This window comes from Gordonia humi (assembly GCF_014197435.1).
Lineage (GTDB): Bacteria > Actinomycetota > Actinomycetes > Mycobacteriales > Mycobacteriaceae > Gordonia > Gordonia humi.
In genome coordinates this window covers 982,192-999,174 of record NZ_JACIFP010000001.1, presented here as the reverse complement: position 1 = coordinate 999,174, position 16,983 = coordinate 982,192, and the positions used below count along the sequence as shown (strand labels likewise).

19 protein-coding genes are annotated in these 16,983 nt (G+C 68.9%); 8 read left to right on the top strand and 11 right to left on the bottom strand.

Annotated features, from left to right (window positions below):
- The first annotated feature begins 20 nt into the window (after window positions 1-20).
- Window positions 21-440, top strand: a complete 420-nt coding sequence (locus BKA16_RS04495) for a nuclear transport factor 2 family protein (RefSeq protein WP_183369544.1) — start codon at window positions 21-23, stop codon at window positions 438-440.
- 3 nt (window positions 441-443) lie between these two features.
- On the opposite strand, the gene BKA16_RS04490 is transcribed toward BKA16_RS04495, so the two are convergent.
- Window positions 444-1,703: an MFS transporter gene (locus tag BKA16_RS04490; protein WP_183369543.1), complete on the bottom strand. Its 1,260-nt coding sequence runs from the start codon at window positions 1,701-1,703 to the stop codon at window positions 444-446.
- Window positions 1,704-1,775: 72 nt separating this feature from the next.
- Here BKA16_RS04490 and BKA16_RS04485 point away from each other — a divergent pair, with 72 nt between their 5' ends.
- On the top strand, window positions 1,776-2,741 hold the full coding sequence (locus BKA16_RS04485) for a GlxA family transcriptional regulator (RefSeq protein WP_183369542.1): 966 nt from the start codon (window positions 1,776-1,778) through the stop codon (window positions 2,739-2,741).
- Here BKA16_RS04485 and BKA16_RS04480 read toward each other — a convergent pair.
- Complete coding sequence (locus tag BKA16_RS04480; protein ID WP_183369541.1) at window positions 2,732-3,310, bottom strand: helix-turn-helix domain-containing protein; 579 nt, start codon at window positions 3,308-3,310, stop codon at window positions 2,732-2,734. The two genes, BKA16_RS04485 and BKA16_RS04480, sit on opposite strands and share 10 nt — an antisense overlap.
- Window positions 3,311-3,398: 88 nt before the next feature.
- Between BKA16_RS04480 and BKA16_RS04475 the strand changes: the two genes are divergently transcribed.
- The 3 genes from BKA16_RS04475 to BKA16_RS04470 are packed head-to-tail and all read left to right on the top strand — an operon-like array spanning window position 3,399 to window position 4,992.
- On the top strand, window positions 3,399-3,551 hold the full coding sequence (locus tag BKA16_RS04475) for a hypothetical protein (RefSeq protein WP_183369540.1): 153 nt from the start codon (window positions 3,399-3,401) through the stop codon (window positions 3,549-3,551).
- A complete protein-coding gene (locus BKA16_RS24045; protein ID WP_221246748.1) occupies window positions 3,548-3,922 on the top strand; it encodes an MFS transporter in 375 nt (124 codons plus the stop codon). Before BKA16_RS04475 ends, BKA16_RS24045 begins: the two co-directional genes overlap by 4 nt.
- Window positions 3,880-4,992: an MFS transporter gene (locus tag BKA16_RS04470; RefSeq protein ID WP_221246747.1), complete on the top strand. Its 1,113-nt coding sequence runs from the start codon at window positions 3,880-3,882 to the stop codon at window positions 4,990-4,992. The genes BKA16_RS24045 and BKA16_RS04470 overlap by 43 nt, the downstream gene beginning before the upstream one ends.
- 79 nt (window positions 4,993-5,071) lie before the next feature.
- Here BKA16_RS04470 and BKA16_RS04465 read toward each other — a convergent pair whose 3' ends face one another.
- The 6 genes from BKA16_RS04465 to BKA16_RS04440 all read right to left on the bottom strand — a co-directional run bounded on the left by BKA16_RS04465 (window position 5,072) and on the right by BKA16_RS04440 (window position 11,724).
- A complete protein-coding gene (locus BKA16_RS04465) occupies window positions 5,072-5,983 on the bottom strand; it encodes a D-isomer specific 2-hydroxyacid dehydrogenase family protein (RefSeq protein ID WP_183369539.1) in 912 nt (303 codons plus the stop codon).
- A 4-nt stretch (window positions 5,984-5,987) separates the two neighbouring features.
- The gene (locus BKA16_RS04460; RefSeq protein ID WP_183369538.1) at window positions 5,988-7,595 is read right to left on the bottom strand and encodes a class I adenylate-forming enzyme family protein; all 1,608 of its coding nucleotides are present in this window, start codon (window positions 7,593-7,595) and stop codon (window positions 5,988-5,990) included.
- A gap of 99 nt (window positions 7,596-7,694) precedes the next feature.
- Window positions 7,695-9,032, bottom strand: coding sequence for an MFS transporter (locus tag BKA16_RS04455; RefSeq protein WP_183369537.1), 1,338 nt, complete (start codon window positions 9,030-9,032; stop codon window positions 7,695-7,697).
- Between the two features lie 42 nt (window positions 9,033-9,074).
- On the bottom strand, window positions 9,075-9,602 hold the full coding sequence (locus BKA16_RS04450; RefSeq protein ID WP_183369536.1) for a LeuD/DmdB family oxidoreductase small subunit: 528 nt from the start codon (window positions 9,600-9,602) through the stop codon (window positions 9,075-9,077).
- Window positions 9,599-10,855 carry a 3-isopropylmalate dehydratase large subunit gene (locus BKA16_RS04445; RefSeq protein WP_183369535.1) on the bottom strand — a complete coding sequence of 419 codons (1,257 nt, stop codon included), beginning with the start codon at window positions 10,853-10,855 and terminating at the stop codon, window positions 9,599-9,601. The genes BKA16_RS04450 and BKA16_RS04445 overlap by 4 nt, the downstream gene beginning before the upstream one ends.
- Before the next feature lie 2 nt (window positions 10,856-10,857).
- Complete coding sequence (locus BKA16_RS04440) at window positions 10,858-11,724, bottom strand: isocitrate lyase/PEP mutase family protein (protein ID WP_183369534.1); 867 nt, start codon at window positions 11,722-11,724, stop codon at window positions 10,858-10,860.
- Between the two features lie 147 nt (window positions 11,725-11,871).
- Between BKA16_RS04440 and BKA16_RS04435 the strand changes: the two genes are divergently transcribed.
- Complete coding sequence (locus BKA16_RS04435) at window positions 11,872-12,660, top strand: IclR family transcriptional regulator (protein WP_343067278.1); 789 nt, start codon at window positions 11,872-11,874, stop codon at window positions 12,658-12,660.
- 52 nt (window positions 12,661-12,712) lie between these two features.
- On the opposite strand, the gene BKA16_RS04430 is transcribed toward BKA16_RS04435, so the two are convergent.
- Window positions 12,713-13,297, bottom strand: a complete 585-nt coding sequence (locus BKA16_RS04430; RefSeq protein WP_183369532.1) for a TetR/AcrR family transcriptional regulator — start codon at window positions 13,295-13,297, stop codon at window positions 12,713-12,715.
- A gap of 67 nt (window positions 13,298-13,364) precedes the next feature.
- Here BKA16_RS04430 and BKA16_RS04425 point away from each other — a divergent pair, with 67 nt between their 5' ends.
- Together BKA16_RS04425 and BKA16_RS04420 are read left to right on the top strand one after the other, a co-directional pair.
- Window positions 13,365-13,961 (top strand): NADPH-dependent FMN reductase, encoded by a 597-nt coding sequence (locus tag BKA16_RS04425; protein ID WP_183369531.1) that lies wholly within the window; start codon window positions 13,365-13,367, stop codon window positions 13,959-13,961.
- Window positions 13,958-15,361 (top strand): DHA2 family efflux MFS transporter permease subunit, encoded by a 1,404-nt coding sequence (locus tag BKA16_RS04420; protein WP_183369530.1) that lies wholly within the window; start codon window positions 13,958-13,960, stop codon window positions 15,359-15,361. Before BKA16_RS04425 ends, BKA16_RS04420 begins: the two co-directional genes overlap by 4 nt.
- Before the next feature lie 3 nt (window positions 15,362-15,364).
- Here BKA16_RS04420 and BKA16_RS04415 read toward each other — a convergent pair whose 3' ends face one another.
- Both BKA16_RS04415 and BKA16_RS04410 read right to left on the bottom strand, forming a co-directional pair.
- Window positions 15,365-16,165 (bottom strand): crotonase/enoyl-CoA hydratase family protein, encoded by an 801-nt coding sequence (locus BKA16_RS04415; protein WP_183369529.1) that lies wholly within the window; start codon window positions 16,163-16,165, stop codon window positions 15,365-15,367.
- 43 nt (window positions 16,166-16,208) lie between these two features.
- A complete protein-coding gene (locus tag BKA16_RS04410; RefSeq protein WP_343067277.1) occupies window positions 16,209-16,952 on the bottom strand; it encodes a helix-turn-helix domain-containing protein in 744 nt (247 codons plus the stop codon).
- Window positions 16,953-16,983: the final 31 nt, after the last annotated feature.

Here is a 16,983-nt window from a genome sequence, read left to right as displayed (position 1 = left end):
GCCGGGAGGCATCGACGCCCATGATGGACCTGCAGGAGATCTCGGACCGCTTCGAGATCCAACAACTGATGATCGACTACTCGACGGCGATCGACTCCCGCCGCTTCGACGATCTGGACCGGGTGTTCACCCCGGACGCGCACATCGACTACCGCGCCACCGGTGGCACCACCGGACGGTTCCCCGAGGTCAAGGCATGGCTCGCCGAGATCCTCCCCCGCTTCCCCGCCTACGCCCACCTCCTCGGCAACTTCGATCTGTCGATCCACGGCGACGCTGCGACCGGGCGCACCATGTGCTTCAATCCGATGGTGCTATCGCAGGAGCCGAAACAGGTCCTGTACTGCGGCATCTGGTATCTCGACGAGTTCGTGCGCACCGACGACGGCTGGCGGATCAGCCGCCGCGTCGAGGAGAAGTGCTACGACCAGATCGTGTGAACCTCACGCCGCCACGGGCTCCGGGCTCTGCGATCGGATGCGCGGCACCGCCCAGCACAGACCGCCCGCGACCACGCACAGTCCGGCCGCGGCGTAGAACGCCGGATCGTAGCCGCCCGACACGTCCCGGATCGCCCCGGCGCCGAATGCGGCGACGGCGGCGCCGAGTTGGTGCGCAGCGAAGATCCAACCGAACACGACGGGGGTCGCATCGCCGAACTGATCGCGGGCCAGCGCCATCGTCGGAGGAACGGTGGCCACCCAGTCGAGGCCGTAGAACAGGATGAACACCCAGATTCCGGGCGTCGCCGAATCGCCCAGCAGCGACGGCAGCGCGGCCAGGGCCACCGCCCGGCCGAGGTAGTAGATCACCAGCAGGACCCGCGGATCCACTCGGTCGGTGAACCAGCCGGACGCGATGGTCCCGACGACGTCGAAGACGCCGACCAGCGCGAGGAGCGACGCGGCCGTCGTCGCGGGCATGCCGTGATCGCCCGCAGCCGGAATGAAATGTGTCTGCAGCAGCCCGTTGGTGGTGGCGCCGCAGATCGCGAAACTCCCGGCGAGCAACCAGAAGACGGGGCGCCTGGCACCCATCGCCAGACCGGCGAGGGCGGCGCGCGCCATACCGCGGTTCTCGGTCGGCGGCACGGCGAGCTCGGTCGAGCCGAGCGGCGGCAACCCCATCTCGAAGGGCCACGACCGCATGAGCAGCCCGGCCACCGGAATCACCGCGACGGCCACCGCGGTCACCACCAGCGTCGCCGCGCGCCACCCGTGACTGTCGGCCAGACCGGCGACGATCGGCAGGAAGATGAGCTGTCCGGTGGCCGACGCAGCGGTCAGCACGCCGGTCACCAGGCCGCGTCGTTGCACGAACCATCGAGTCGCGACGGTCGCGACGAACGCCGTCGAGAGCGCACCGGTGCCGAGTCCGACGAGAACACCCCACAACAGGATCAGCTGCCAGCTCGATGTCATGAACACGGCCAGTCCGGTGCCCGCGGCGATGAGTCCGAGCGCCGCGGTGACGACCGGGCGGATGCCGAGCCGGTCCATGAGGGCGGCCGCGAACGGCGCGGTGAGTCCGTACAGGGCCATGTTGACGCTCATCGCCGCACCGATCATCGAGTGCGACCACCCGAACTCGTGGTGCAGCGGATCCATCATGACGCCGGGCACCGAGCGGAAGCCCGCGGCGCCGAGAATGACGAGGAACGCGACGCCCGCGACGACCCAGGCGTAGTGGATACGGAGTTTCACGGGGATCTACGATGCCGGATCGGCATCCGATGTCACAGTGGCACGACTGTCAATATATGAAAGAATACTGCCATGCACATGGTGGCTGTACTCCTCGTCGAGCCCGCGGTCGGATTCGACGCCAGTCTGGCGCAGACCTGTTTCGGCATGGCGACCGACGACGCCGACGCTCCGCTGTACGAGGTCGTGACCTGCAGCGTCGACGGCGGGCCGGTTCGGACCACGAGCGGATACTCGATCCTCCCAGAGTCCGACGCGTCCGTCCTCGCGCGGGCCGACACGATCGTCGTTCCGGGCACTCGCCAACCGGACGCCCGACATACCGGAACCCTCCCGGAGGCGTTGCGCGAGGCGCTCGCACAGGCGGGTCCCGGCACTCGGCTGGTCAGCATCTGCACGGGCGCGTTCGTCCTGGCCGCCGCGGGACTCCTCGACGGCCGACGCGTCTCGACTCACTGGCGGGCGGGCGGCGATCTCGTCCGCCTCCATCCGGCCGTCGACCTGGTCGAGCACGTCCTCTACGTCGACGACGGCGACGTGCACACCTCCGCGGGGATGGCGGCCGGTCTGGACCTGTGCCTGCACCTGATCCGCGAGGATCACGGCACCGCGGCCGCGTCGCGGGTGGCCCGGTACTGCGTGATCCCCCCTGCCCGCGAGGGCATGCAGTCGCAGTTCGTCGACCGACCGGTGCCCACGCGCGGCGACGGCTCGACGGTCGCCGCCCGCGAGTGGGCGACGGCGAATCCCACCGCGAATCTGTCGGTGGAGAATCTGGCGCGACGGTCGGCGATGAGCGTTCGCACCTTCAACCGACGCTTCCGCGAGGAGACCGGGCAGACCCCCGGCGGTTGGGTGCAGCGGCTTCGCCTCGACCACGCGCGCGAACTTCTGGAGAGCAGCGATCTACCGATCGACGACGTCGCCGCGCGTGCGGGCCTCGGATCGGCGGCGAGTCTGCGCACGCATCTGCGACGAGACACCGGTATGCCGCCCGCGACGTATCGGCGGGTGTTCCGGCAGACCACTCATTCGTGAACACGCACATGCGCCCGCTCACCCTGCCGTCCGACAAGGCTCAGATACTCCACCGGACCTGAACTCGTCGCGCCGAACCAGTGCGGTGTACGGGTGTCGAACTCGACGGCCTCCCCCGCCGTGAGAAGCAGATCCCGATCGCCGAGGACCAGGCGCAACGTCCCGTTGAGGACGTACGCCCAATCGTAGCCCTCGTGTGTCCGCAGGTCGGGCACCTCGTCGTCGGCACCGGCAGGCAGCACGAACTTGTACGCCTGCACGCCTCCCGGTCGACGGGTGAGCGGGATGATCGTCGAACCGTCGCCGCAGGAGACGGGGCGCAGGTCGATCCGGGGATCGGCGCTGCGCGGAGCGTCGACGAGGGAGTCGAGGGTCACCCCGTAGTACCTCGCCAACGGCAGCAACTGCTCCAGCGTCGGACGACGCAGACCCGATTCCAACCGGGACAGCGTACTGGTCGAGATCCCGGTCGACTCGGCCAGCGCCGACAAGGTCACCTCGCGGCGGAGTCGAAGGTGTTTCAGCCGGGGACCGACGGCGGTGATCGTGGACTCGGTCTCATCGCTCATGTCTTCACTTTGCCATTCGGCAACGAAGATTGCACATACGCCACGGTCCGGGTGAAGCTGTGCTCCACACCCGAGACAGGAGGCTCACATGAGCACAGCACCGAACGAGAAGACGTGGGAGGTCGCCGCGATCGGTGGCGGACCCGCGGGGTTGAACACCGCACTCGTCCTCGCCGAGGAGCGCCTCGCCCCGGCGCCGCGTCGCGCGGCCGGGGCCGCCCGGTCCGGAGGCATCGCATGACGACGACCGAGCACGAGGCCCGAGCGGCCGTGGTCGACGATCCGCGGCGACGGCGCGCGATACACCTGGCCGTCTGCATCGCGCTCATGGCGGTGGTCGCATCGGTGTCCGGTCTGAACGTCGCGCAGCCGCAGCTCGCCGACTCGTTCGGGGCGTCGCAGACCGGAGTCCTGTGGATCGTCAACGGTTACACGCTCACCCTCGCCGCCCTCCTGCTTCCGCTGGGCGCGGCGGGCGACCGATGGGGACGTCGCCCAGTGTTCCTCACCGGGCTGGTCGTGTTCGGGGCCGCGAACGTCGCGGCGGCCGTCGCACCGAACCTCAGGCGATGCTGGCCGCCCGCGTGTTCAGCGGAGTCGGCGCCGCGATGATCATGCCCGTCACCTTGTCGGTGATCACCGCGTCGTTCCCCGACGAGCAGCGGTCGACGGCGATCGGGACGTGGACCGCCGTCGCGGGCGGCGGCGGAATGATCGGCATGTACCTGTCCGCGCTGCTGGTCGACGTCGCATCGTGGCGGTGGCTGTTCGCACTGCCCATCGTGCTGGTGATCGTCGCCCTCACCGTCGGTGCACGGGCCGTTCCCGACTCCCGAGCAGAGGTGATCGGTCGATTCGACGTCGTCGGCGCGCTGACCTCGATCGTCGCCGTCGTCGCCGCCACGTATGCCCTGCACGAGGCGCCGACACTGGGATGGTCGGACCCGATCATCGTCATCGTCCTCGTCGTCGCGGTGGTCGCGGCCGTCGTCTTCATCGCATGGGAGCTGCGCACCCGGGCTCCACTGCTGAACCTCCGACACTTCCGGACGCGCGGCCTCTCCAGCGGATCCGCGTTGCTGCTGGTGCTGTTCGGCGTCCAGGGCGGGGTGGCGTTGGTTCTGTACCCGTACTTCCAGGTAGTCCTGGGATGGAGTGGTCTGCTGTCGACGGTCGCACTGATGCCGATGGCACTGCTGATGATGGCCGCCTCGGGCATCGCACCGAAGCTCGCGGACCGGATCGGTCGACGCGCCGCCATGGTGACCGGCCTCGCCGTCGCGACGGCGGGTCTCGCGCTGCTCGCCGCCCTGGTGTCCGTCGACGGCGGATACGTCCGAGTTCTGCCCGGCCTCGCCGCGATGGGCCTGGGTGCCGGGCTGGCGATGACGCCGTCGACCGAGTCGATCACCTCCGCGCTGCCGCGCGACGAGCAAGGTGTCGCGTCGGCCCTCAACGACCTCACCCGCGAGCTGGGGTCGGTGTTGGGGATCGCGCTCCTCGGCGGTCTGCTCGCGGCCGGCTATCAGCACGCGATGTCCCCACGTCTGGCCGGAGTGCCCGCTCAGTTCGCGGACGTGGCTCGCGAGGGTGTCGCGAACGCCGACGCGGTCGCCGGTACGGCGGGTCGACACGGGGCGCAGATCGTCGCGGCCGCGCACGAGTCGTTCGTCGCCGGATGACAGCACGCGATGTGGGCCGGTGTCGCCGCGACGGCGGTGATGGCGGTCGTCGTCGCCGTGCGAGGTCCGCGGCAGCGGGTCAGTACCCCTGCCCCGCCCGGACCAGGGCCAACAGTTCCTCACCGGCGGTGAATCGCCGCAGGTTCTCGGCGAGATGCGGTGCCATCTCGGCGGTCAGCCGGCCCGCCGGGTTGGCGACGTGCGGGGTGATCACGACGTTGTCGAGATCGAACAGCGGATGGTCGACGGCGGGCGGCTCGGGATCGGTCACGTCCAACGCCGCACCGCCGATCACGCCCGAGGTCAGCGCACGGTACAGCGCGGCCTCGTCGATCAGCGGTCCGCGCGCGACATTGACGATCCACGAGTGCGGCTTGAGCATCGCGAGGGTCCGGTCGTCGATCATGTGCCGGGTCTCCGGAGTGTCCGGGGCGGCGAGCACGATGTGGTCCGATGCGGCGAGGGCCTCGTCGGTCCGGTCGGCGGCCATCGTGATGTCGGCGCCGTCGACGGGTCGGCCCGATCGGTTGACCGCCAGAACGGTTGCCCCACAAGCCTTGAGCAACGGGGTCAGTTCGCGACCGATGCCGCCGGCCCCGATGATCGCGACAGTGCTGCCGCGCAGAGTCCGGACGGCGGGATCGACGAGGTCCTTGGCCCACCGGGTCTTCGCCGACCGCACGATCTGCCGGGTGCCGCCCAGCAGCATCGCGAGCGCGTGCTCGGCGACGCCGGCCGCGTAGAACCCCGACGCGTTGGTCCAGATCCGCGTGTCGTCGAGAACCCCGGCGTCGACGAACCCCTCGATGCCCGCCGTGCTCAGCGCGACCCACTCGACGGTGTCGGGCAGATCCGGGAAGCCGTCCGGACCGCCGACCCACACCAGCACCCGCGCCTGGTCGAGGGGGACGACGCTGCCGCCGGTCTCGGCGACGGCGCCGACGAGGTGCTCGTCGGGAACGGGTTCGACGGCTACACGCAGGGTGCTCATGCGTCTATTCTCCCTTCTTCGCGGTCGACTGCTCGCGGAGCACCCGACGCTGGATCTTGCCGGTCTGTGTCTTCGGCAGCTGGTCGACGACGGCCACCGTCTTCGGTCGCTTGTACGGCGCGAGCCGCTCTCTGGCGAAGGCGACCAGTTCGTCGCCGTCCACTCGGTGCCCGTCGCGGACCGAGACGAACGCCGCGACGGCCTCGCCCTGATAGTCGTCGGCGACGCCGACCACGGCGGCCTCCAGCACCGCGGGATGCTCGTAGAGCACGTCCTCCACCTCGCGCGGCCACACCTTGTAGCCGGACACGTTGATCTGATCTTTGATCCGGTCGACGATGTACACCCAGCCGTCGGCGTCGACGACGGCGCTGTCGCCGGTGTGCAGCCGCCCCTCCGGCATCGTCGCCGCGGTGGCCTCCGGATTGCGCCAGTAGCCGCTGACGATCTGCGGTCCGGACAGGACCAGTTCGCCTTCGGCGCCCGGCGCGACCGGGGTGTCGTCGGGGGCGACGACCTCCGCGTGGACGCCGGGCAGGGGCACACCGACCGAGAGGGTGCCGTGCGCGTCGACCGGAGCCGCCGATCCGGGCGGAACGGCGATGACGCCCGAGGTGGTCTCGGTCATCCCGTACGCGTTGTGGATGTAGTGGCCGGACAGCTCTTGGAACCGCTGCACGGTGCTCGGCGACACCGGTGCGCCACCGCTGAACAGGACACGGATGCTCGCGAAATGATCGCGTGTCACGACGGGCGAGTTCATCATCGCGATGAACGCGGTGATCGACCCGATCGTGTAGGTGACCCGGTGCTCACGCAGCGCGTCGAGTGCGACGTCGACCGCGAATCGGCCGGTGCACACCAGGGCCGCACCTGTGACCAGCGGTAACGCGCCCAGCAGGACCACGCCTGTGATGTGGAACAGCGGCGCCAGGCTGAACACTGTGTCCGCGGCGGTGATCGCGCCGAACTCGGCGAAGCTCGTCGCCACGGCCAGGACGTTGCCGTGCGAGTTCATCGCGCCTTTCGGCGGACCCGTGGTCCCCGAGGTGTAGGTCAGCAGCGCGACGTCGGTGGCGGTCAGCTCCGTCGACGGCACGGACGAGTCGGTGTACTCGCTGATCAGCGCGCCGAGGTCGCCGTCGGGGGACGGCTCGACCCGGTCGACGGAGAACACTCGGGGATCGTCGCGCGACTGGAGATCCGCCGCGCACGCGCTGACCACCCATCCCGCGCTGGAGCCGTCGACGCTCGTCCGCACCTTCTCCGCATCGACGTCGGTCGCGATGATCCCGATCGGCTCGGCGTCGTCGACGATCTGCCGCAACTCGCGTCCGAAGTACATCGGGTTCAACAGCAGGCCGGCCGCGCCGAGCTTCCACAGCGCGAGCAGCACCAGCGGGAACTGGGGCGTGTTCTGCAGGTGGATGCCGACGCGGTCGCCCTTGCCGACGCCCCGGGCGGCCAGGGCCGCGGCGAGCGACGACGCGATCCGGTCGGTCTCGCGGGCCGAGAGGCGGGCGTCGAAGTAGACGAGCGCGGTGGCGTCGGGCGCCGCGGCGACGCGGGCGTCCCAGGCGTCGCGCACGGTGAGCGCGGGGCGCGGTGTCATATGAGTCCTCTCTTCTCCGGCGCACGCCGGGAAGCCTCGGGGTGATCACAGTTCTGCCCGACCGGGGTCGCCGGTCGGGCAGAGCCGCAGCGCGGCTGGTCAGGCCGGCAGTGCTTTCTTTCCAGTCTCCTTGATGGTCGAGATCGTGACCAGGCCGATCAGGCACACGGCCACCACCCAGTAGGCCGGTGCGATGTCGCTGCCAGTCCACTCGACGAGTTGCGCGGCGAAGTACGGAGCCGTGCCACCGGCGACGATGGTGCCGATGTTGAAGCCCAGCGCCACGCCCGAGTAGCGGACGTTGCGTCCGAACAACTCGGTGAACAGTGGGAACGCCGGAACCTGCACCACACCGTTGAAGATCATGTAGACGAGATAGACCAGGCCCACCACGACGACGCTGCCGGTGGCGCCGAGGATCAGGAACGCCGGGAACGCGATCACGATGTATGCGACGTAGCCTGTGACCAGCACCGGTTTGCGTCCGAAGCGGTCGGTCAGCCTGCCGCTGATCGGGAAGGTCGCGCAGGCCAGGGCGATGGCGATGGCCGACGTCCAGTAGATCGAGTTCTTGTCGAAACCGAGATCCTTGGTCAGGTACACGCTGAAGTACGTCAGCGCGATGTAGCCCGATCCGTTCATCGCGATGGCGATGCCGACCACCTTGAGGACCGACAGCGGGTTGTTGCGGATCACCTCGAGAATCGGGTGCTTGACCACCTCGTCCTTCTCCGCCATCTCCGCGAACTCCGGGGTGTCCTCCAGCTTCAGCCGGATCTGCAGGCAGACGAAGGCCAACGGAAGCGCGAGCAGGAACGGGATGCGCCATCCCCACGACTCCATCGCGTCGTCGCCGACGATCAGCGTGACCACACCGACTACGGTCGCCGCGACGGCGAAGCCGAGCGTCGAGCCGATCGGCGTGAACGAACCGAAGAAGCCGCGCCTGCGCGCCGGAACGGTCTCCGCGATGTAGGTCGCGGCCCCACCGATCTCGCCGCCGGCGGAGAAGCCCTGGGCGAGACGGACCAGCACCAGCAGGATCGGAGCGAGGACACCGACCGCGGTGTGCGTCGGCAGGACGCCGAGCACACCGCTCGCGACGCCCATGGCGACGACGCTCGCGACCAGCGCGGTACGACGGCCGATGCGGTCGCCGAGCCTGCCGAAGAAGATGCCGCCGATCGGTCGGGCCACATACGCCACACCGAACACCGCGAGGGTCGACAGGATCGACGCCGCGGAGTTGTCCGACGGGAAGAAGTGCGGCGCGATGAAGACGGCGAGGAATCCGTAGACGCCGAAGTCGTAGTACTCGACGAGGGTTCCGACACCGCCGGCGAGCGCGGCGCGTCGTGCGAGCCTCGGGTCCGGTGTTCGCTCGGCCGAGGACGCGATGCCTGTCGGCGGCGCCGACGGCTGCTGAACGTTGGTCATGGGGCTGTCCTTTACGGGGGAGGGGAGGTGATCGGTGTCAGGTCATGCGTGTGCTGGGGCGTGCTCGGCCAGGAGCAGTTCGTAGGAACCGCCTGCCTCGATGATGGCGACGGTCCGCGGATTCGGCGGATTCCCGACGATCTGAGTTCCGTCTGCGGTCCGCAGCGTCGCGGAACGCCAGTCGAGGGTGATCTCGTCGTGCACGCTGACGGCGTCCGTGATGCCTTCGATGGTGATCAGCGGCATGCCGTTGAACGTCTCACCGCGCCAGAAGCCCGGGGAGAACGATTCGGCGACGATCGCCGCGACACCGGCGTTGCGCAGGGCCACCATCGGCGGATAGTGCGGATGACCGTACCCGAAGTTGCGGCCGCCGACGATGACGTCGCCCGGTCGGACACGGTCCGCGAACCCGGGATCGTAGGCGCTCATGCACACGGACCGAAGGTGTTCCGGGTCGTAGGACTTGATGTTCGCGACGCCGACGACGAGGTCGATGTCGAAGTCGTCGCCGAAGATCCAGGCGACGCGGCCGGCGATGACGTCCGGCGGGGGCGGATACGCGCTCATTTCGTCGCTCCCGAGATGGTTCCGGTGATCGCGCTGGCGGCGACCGTGTACGGCGAGCCCATGAAGATGTTGGCGTCGGGGCTGCCCATGCGACCGGTGATGTTGAGGACACCGGTCGAGATGCAGTTCTCGTCGGGTTGCAGCGGCTGCTGGTAGCCGAAGCAGAAATCACAGCTCGACATCGCAATGGTGGCACCCGCGTTCCGCAGCACGTCGAGGATGCCCTCCTCTTCGGCCTGAGCGAACACCTTCTTCGACGTCGGGACGACGTTCAGTTCGACGGACGGGGACACCGTCTGGCCGTCGAGCACGAGTGCCGCGGCGCGCAGGTCCTCGATGCGACCACTGGCGCAGGAGCCGATGAACGCCCGGGTGATCGGGGTACCGGTCATCTCGGCGACCGTCGAGGTGTTGGCCACGCGTGCCGACCCGGGGCGGACCACGCGCGGGACCAGCGTCGACAGGTCGATGGTGTGGCGGGCCGCGTACACCGCGTCGTCGTCGGGGTACACCGGGTCGAACGCGTGGCGGGCGACGTCGCGGGCGTAGGCCGTGGAGACGTCGTCGGGCTCGAAGATCGCCGAGACCGCGCCGGTGAACATCGCCATCCCGCACAGTCCCTGACGGTGGTCGACGGCCATCGACCGCGCGCCTGGGCCGCCGAACTCCATCACCTGGTGGGCGCATCCGTCGGCGCCGACCAGCTCGATGATCGTGTGGACCAGATCCCGACTGTCGACGCCCTCGGGGAACTCCCCCACGAGGTCGAAGCGGGTCGTCGCGGGGATGTCGACGTAGACCTGTCCGGACACCCAGGCCTCGATGAGGTCCTTACGGATACCCCAACCGAGCGCGTTGAACGCGCCGACACCGCTGATATGGCCGTCGAAGTGAACCAGGAAGTCTCCGGGGGTCGCCAGACCGAGCTCGGCTGTCAGCTGGTGGCCGATGCCCTGCGCCTCGTGGAGTTCGATGCCGTAGAACTCGCACCAGTCGCGGGTCACCTGGTGGACCTGCGCTTCGCGCTCGTCGTCCTTGGTGAGCATGTGGTCGATGAAGACGACGTAGCGACTCGGGTCCTCGAGCTCGGTGATCCCGAAGTCCTCGCGCATCTGGCGGAACATGACGTCGGTGTAGCCGGGGAAGTCGTAGGCGATCATCCGGTCGGGGCGGACCGCGTGATTCTCACCCGCCCGCACCGGCGGCTCTCCCGTGGTGCGGCCGAGGATCTTCTCGGCGATGGTGAATCCCATGGTCACTCGCCCCGCTCGGGCAGGTACTTGCGCTGGCGGGCCTCGATGTCGGCGAAGCCGATCATGTCGACGAAGTCGTGGTGTGCCAGGGCGTCGGCGCTGACGTCGGCTGCGGGCTCACCCGACGCGAGGCGACGCAGCGCGGTCTGCGCGGCGCCGGTCGCCGCCATCAGGACCTGCGTCGGCAGGAGCGCGAGGCGGACGCCGATCTGTTCGAGGATCTCCGGGGTGAACTCCCGCTCGGTCCATGTGGAGGCGGTCAGCGTCGCCATCAGCGGCACACCGACCTCGTCGTGGCAGCGTTCCCACTCCTCGACGGTGGTGAAGGTCTTGGTGACCGGCATGATCATGTCGGCACCGGCCTCGACGTAGTCCTGTGCACGGCGGATCGCGTCGTCACCGGTCGCGTCGGTGCGCGCGATGAGCAGGACGTCGTCGGGGATGCTGTCGCGCACGGCGCGGATCTTGCCGGTGGCCTGCGGCACCGAGATGAGGTCGACGGGCTCGCCGACGCAGATCGGGCACGACTTGGGCGAGACCTGGTCTTCCATGAACATGCCCTGCACCCCGGCCTTCACGAAGGCCTCGGCGGTGCGTCCGGCATTGACGGCGTTGCCGTATCCGGTGTCGATGTCGGCGACGACGGGCAGATCGGACGCCGAGGTGATGGTGCGGACGGCGGCGAGGTTCTCGCTCATGGTGTACAGCTCGGCGTCGGGCAGACCGAGGGCCGCCGAGATGGCGAACCCGGATGCACAGAGTGCGCTGAATCCGGCCTGGTCGGCCAGGCGTGCGGTGAGTCCGTCCCAGACGCCGGGGGCGTAGACGAGTCCCTGTGCGGTGAGGTCTTTAAGCGAGGGTGCGCTCATATGATCTAAACTCCATTTCGTAATACGGAATGCATTTCGAATTACGATATGAAGATAGAGGTGTCGCGCATCACAAGTCAAGGGCGCTGTGAAGCCCCTGCATACGATGGCGATACGTCCCGTTCACGAGAGAAGCAGAGACCGCCTGTGACCCCGCCGTCGATCCCCGAAGAGCCGCCGAAGAAGGACCTGGTGGGCGCGCTGCTGAAGGCATGCACCCTCCTGGACCACTTCGGCGCCGACCAGCCGACGTGGACGCTCAACGACCTGACCGCGGCGAGCGGGATGAACAAGACCACGGTTCACCGGCTGATGGCCACCCTCATTCACGCGGGGTGGGTGGACCGCACCGGCGACGGCTCGTACCGGGTCACCGTGCGCCTGTTCGAGATCGGTTCATCAGCGTTGGCCGACATGGACATTCGATCTGCGGCGCAGACGCACATGGCGAGTCTCGCCGCCGAGTTCGGCGACACCGCGTTCCTCATGGTCCCGGCCGCCGAGGGCGCGGTGTGCATCGACAAGATCGACGGCACGGCGAGCCTCGTCGTCGCCGGGATCAACATCGGCACCGTACTGCCCTACCACGCGGCGGCAGGCCCGGTCGTCATACTCGCCCATTCGCAGTCGTTGCGCGACAAGTGGATTCGCGACGACCTCCCGGAGTACACCGGCCGCACCCTGCACACACCGGAAGCCCTGGCAGCACACTTGGACGAAGTCCGCGAGGTCGGCTACTCGGTGAGCGACTCGGACTTCCTCGACGACGTCGCCGCCGTCGCCGCGCCGATCCTGGACGCCTCAGGCCGAATTCTCGGGTCCATCAGCGTCGGCGGGCGCGCGGAGCACTTCACCGGCGCGGCACTCCAGACGAAGATCGCGCGGGTCGTCGCGGCCGCGGCGAGGATCTCGACGGTGCTGCAGGCGGCAGGGTGAGGAACGTCCGATCCACCGGTCGGGCAGCCGGAGCCTTCTCGACGGGTCGGCGTCACACCCCGTAGGCCGCCAGAAACACGTCCACACCCGCTCGAACCATTCCGTTCACGTCGACTCCCGGGATCGAGTCCACCGACCCGGCCGTCAGCTGCACGAGTTGGACGGCCGCGATCCGTTCGTCGTCGATCCGGAAGACCCCGGCATCGGCGTGGCGACGCAGATGTCCGGCGATCGCGTCGCGCACCCTCCGCGGCCCCGCCTCCTGCCAGGCGTCGAGCACATCCGGGTCGATGTGCTCACGGTCGGCGACGACCTGCCTCACCATCGCGAAATGCAGAGCCGTCTCCGGCTCCCGTGTCGACCACGCCTCACCGAAGGAGATCAGATCCTCGCGCGGATCGGTGATGCGACCGAGAAGCGTTGCCGCATGGTCGATCTGACGGTCGGCGACGGCTGTCGCACTGTCCAGGATCACCGCACGGAACAACGCCTCCTTGTTGCCGTACTGGTTGTAGATCGTACGGGTGGAGACGCCCGCCGACGACGCCAGCGCCCCGACCGAGGCACGTGAGAACCCGTCGCGGGCGAACACCCGCAGGGCCCCGTCGAGCAGGTCTCGTTGTTTGTCCGCTCGCATGTTCCGACCCCTCTCCTGAGTACATTGACCATTGTACTAAGTGCAATGTTCGTTGTACTTTGTGGATATGACCACGACAACATCACCTCATCCCCTGTCCGTCGCCGTCGTCACCGGCAGCACCCGACCCAATCGCCGCTCGCTTCGCGTCGCCGAGTGGTTCGTCGGTCTGGCCGCCGAGGCCCTCGCCGGCCGCGCCGACGTCGCGCTCCTGGACATCGCCGACTTCGACCTGCCCCTGCTCGATGAGCCGACCGCGGCCGCCGTCGGCGAGTACACGCGTGACCACACCCTCCGGTGGGCGGATGCGGTGGCCGAGTTCGACGCCTTCGTCTTCGTCACCCCGGAGTACAACCACTCGATGCCCGCCGCGCTGAAGAATGCGATCGACTTCCTGTTCGCCGAGTGGACCGATAAGGCCGCGGGCCTCGTCGGCTACGGCCTCGACGGCGGAGTCCGCGCCGTCGAACATCTACGCCTGACGCTCGCGGAAGTGAAGGTGGCCTGCGTGCGCAGCAGCGTCCCGCTCAGCCTGTCCGGCGACTTCGACGGCGACGCCGTTGTACCCTCGCCTCGCGCCCGGGCGATCTGCGACCGCATGCTCGACGAGCTCATCGACTGGGCGACGGCCCTGCGGTCACTCCGCACGGAGTCCGTGTCATGACCACCACGGCGCCGACGTCCGATCGCATCGACGCAGCCACCTGGAGGCTGTGCTGGGTGGTGGTCCTCGGCGCGTTCGCCAGCGGACTCGACGCCTCCATCGTCAACGTCGGACTCGACTCCATCACGTCCGAGCTCGGTTCGACGTTGTCGACGACGCAGTGGATCGTCAGCGGTTATCTGCTGGCCCTGGCCGTGTCACTGCCCCTCGCCGGATGGCTCGGACGACGTTTCGGAACCGGGCGGGTGTGGCTGGCCGCGTTGGCGGCGTTCACCGTCGCCTCGGTCCTGTGCGCAATCGCGCCGAGCGCCGCGTCGCTGATCGCGGCCCGCATCGCGCAGGGTCTGGCCGGCGGTGTTCTCATCCCGAGCGGTCAGGCGATCCTCGGCACCGCCGTCGGGCCGCCGCGACTGGGGCGGGTGATGGGCGCGCTCGGCATCGCGGTCGGCGCCGCACCCGCGATCGGCCCGCTGCTCGGCGGTCTCATCCTGCACGCCCTGCCGTGGCCCTGGCTGTTCGCCGTGAACGTGCCTATCGGTGTGGCCGGGATCGCGCTCGGGCGACGGATCGTTCCGCGCGGCGAGCCGACGGGTTCGGTTCGGCTCGACTGGTTCGGCCTGGTCGCGGTCAGCTCCGGTCTCGCTCTGCTGGTCGTGGCGACGAGCAGGTGGGGCGACGGCGGCCGGCTGGACGCCGCGACCGCGGGTATGGCGGCGAGCTCGGTGGCACTCCTGGGCCTGTTCGTCATCGCCTCCCGACGCACTCGGCATCCACTGCTGCGTCTGCGCCTGTACCGACTCCCCGCGTTCCGCGCCGGATCGACGGCGGCGCTCTTCTCCGGTGCGTTGGTCTTCGGCAGCGGCGTGGTCCACGCCCTCTACTTCCAGCTCGGCCACGGCCAGAGTCCGCTGCAAGCGGGCGTCAGCCTGATCGGCGTCGCTGCGGCGACGGCCGTCACCGCGCCGCTCGCCGGTCGCTGGGTCGACCGACACGGACCGGCACCGGCAGCCACGATCGGCGGCATCGTCGCCGTGACATCGACTCTGCCACTGGCGATCTCGCCGCTCGCTCTGCCGACCGTCGCCGTCCAGGCGCTTCTCGTCGCCTACGGCGTCGGCGTCGGACTCGTGTCCATTCCGGCGGGCGTCACCGCGTACAAGGCGGTGACGTCCACCGATCTTCCCGACGCGATCACCCAGGTCAACATCCTGCAACGCATCGGCGGCTCCCTCGGCGGCGCGGTGTGCGCGGTCCTGATCGCCGCACACGCAGACCATCTGTCGACGGCCTTCCGTCTCGCGTTCGGCGCGCTGACGGTCGGCGCCGCCGGGTCCGTCGCGGCGGCCGGCCTGATCGCGCACGCGACGAGACGTCAGTGTCGAAGCTCAGGACGGCGCTGAAGCTCAGCGGCCCTGGAAGTCGGGCTCGCGCTTGTTCAGGAACGCGTCCAACGCCTCCTCGTGATCGGCCGTGTGGTGCGAGAGCGCCTGCATCGTCGCCGACAGTTCGAGCACCTCACGCAGGTCGGAGGTCCGCGACTCCTTCAGCAGCCGCTTCGCCATCCGCGTCGCGTGCGGTGGGTTCTTCGCGATGCGGCCGGCCAGCTTCAGCGCGGCGGGCATCAGTTCCTCGGGCTCGACGACGTCGGCGACGAGATCCCACTTCAACGCGGTCTCGGCGTCGACGCGGTCGCCGGTCAGAGCCATCTGTGCGGCGCGCTGCGGTCCGACGGCGTGGCTCAGCAGCCAGGCACCGCCGTCGCCCGGAATGATGCCCAACTGCACGAACGACTCGGCGAACCACGCCTTGGTCGATGCGATGCGGATGTCGGCCATCATCGTGAGGTCGCAGCCCGCACCCACCGCGGGGCCGTTCACCGCGGCCACCACCGGAACCTCCAGGTCGTTCATCGCGAGCGGGATCCGCTGGATGCCGCCCCGGTAGCCGTTGCGCATCTCGTACGGCGAACCGGCGAACATGCCCGACTTGGTCTGCATGTCGTTGACGTTGCCGCCGGCCGAGAACGCCGAGCCCGCGCCGGTGAGCACGATGGCTCGCACGTCGAGGTCGCCCTGCACGCGACGCGTGTTGTGCACGAACGCCTCGATCATGTCATCGCGGGAGATCGGGTTGCGCTGTTCGGGGAGGTTGATCGTCCACGTCTCGATGTGATCGGCGCGTTCGACGAGAAGGGGTTCGCTCATGATGGATTTCCTTTCCAGGGGGTTGTCGGAGGTGAATCGGTCGTCACCCGCGCGCGTCCCACGCGCGGGCCTGGGCTCGGAGGGCGTCGACGATCCGCTCGCGGTTGCGGGCCAGTTCGTCATGCCGCCCGACGACACCGACCGCGGCCACCACGCGACCGCGTTCGCGGACCGCGATCGAGATGCCGTCGAGATCGGGGTCCTCGGCGATGTTCGGCAGCACCGACATGTCGGTGGTCCGGATGGACTCGAGTTCGTCGAGGAGCTTCTGGACCCGCGGCCGGTCGTCGTCGCCGAGGGTCTCCAAGTAGGCCCAGAGGTCGCGCGACTCCCAGTCGGCCATCAGCACCCATCCCGTCGACGTCCGGATCAGTGACCGTCGAAGGAATCGTTCGGCCAGGTAGGCCGTGTGCGGATCGTCGGACACGTGGTCGATGTAGACGATGTCGGAACCGACCGCCACCGACAGGACCGCGCTGGTGCTGCCCGTCTTCTCATGGAGCGCGACGAGGTCCTCGTGCAGGATGCGGTTCACCGCGCCTCGTCCGGCGAGCAGATTCAAGAAGTACGGTGCGACGCCCAGCCGGTACACACGCGCCCGCTCGTCGAGATACCCGGTGGCGACGAGGCCGTTCACCAGGCCCTGGACGGACGAGACCGGGGCCCCGACGTGGCGTGAGATCTCGGTCAGCGAGACGCCCTCCGAGCGGGCCACGAACTCGAGGATTCCCGATACACGGTCGACCATGCGATGACGAGGGCGCACCGTCGCCGGTCGTTCTGCCACGGTCGCCCCTCACGTAGATCGATGTCGAACC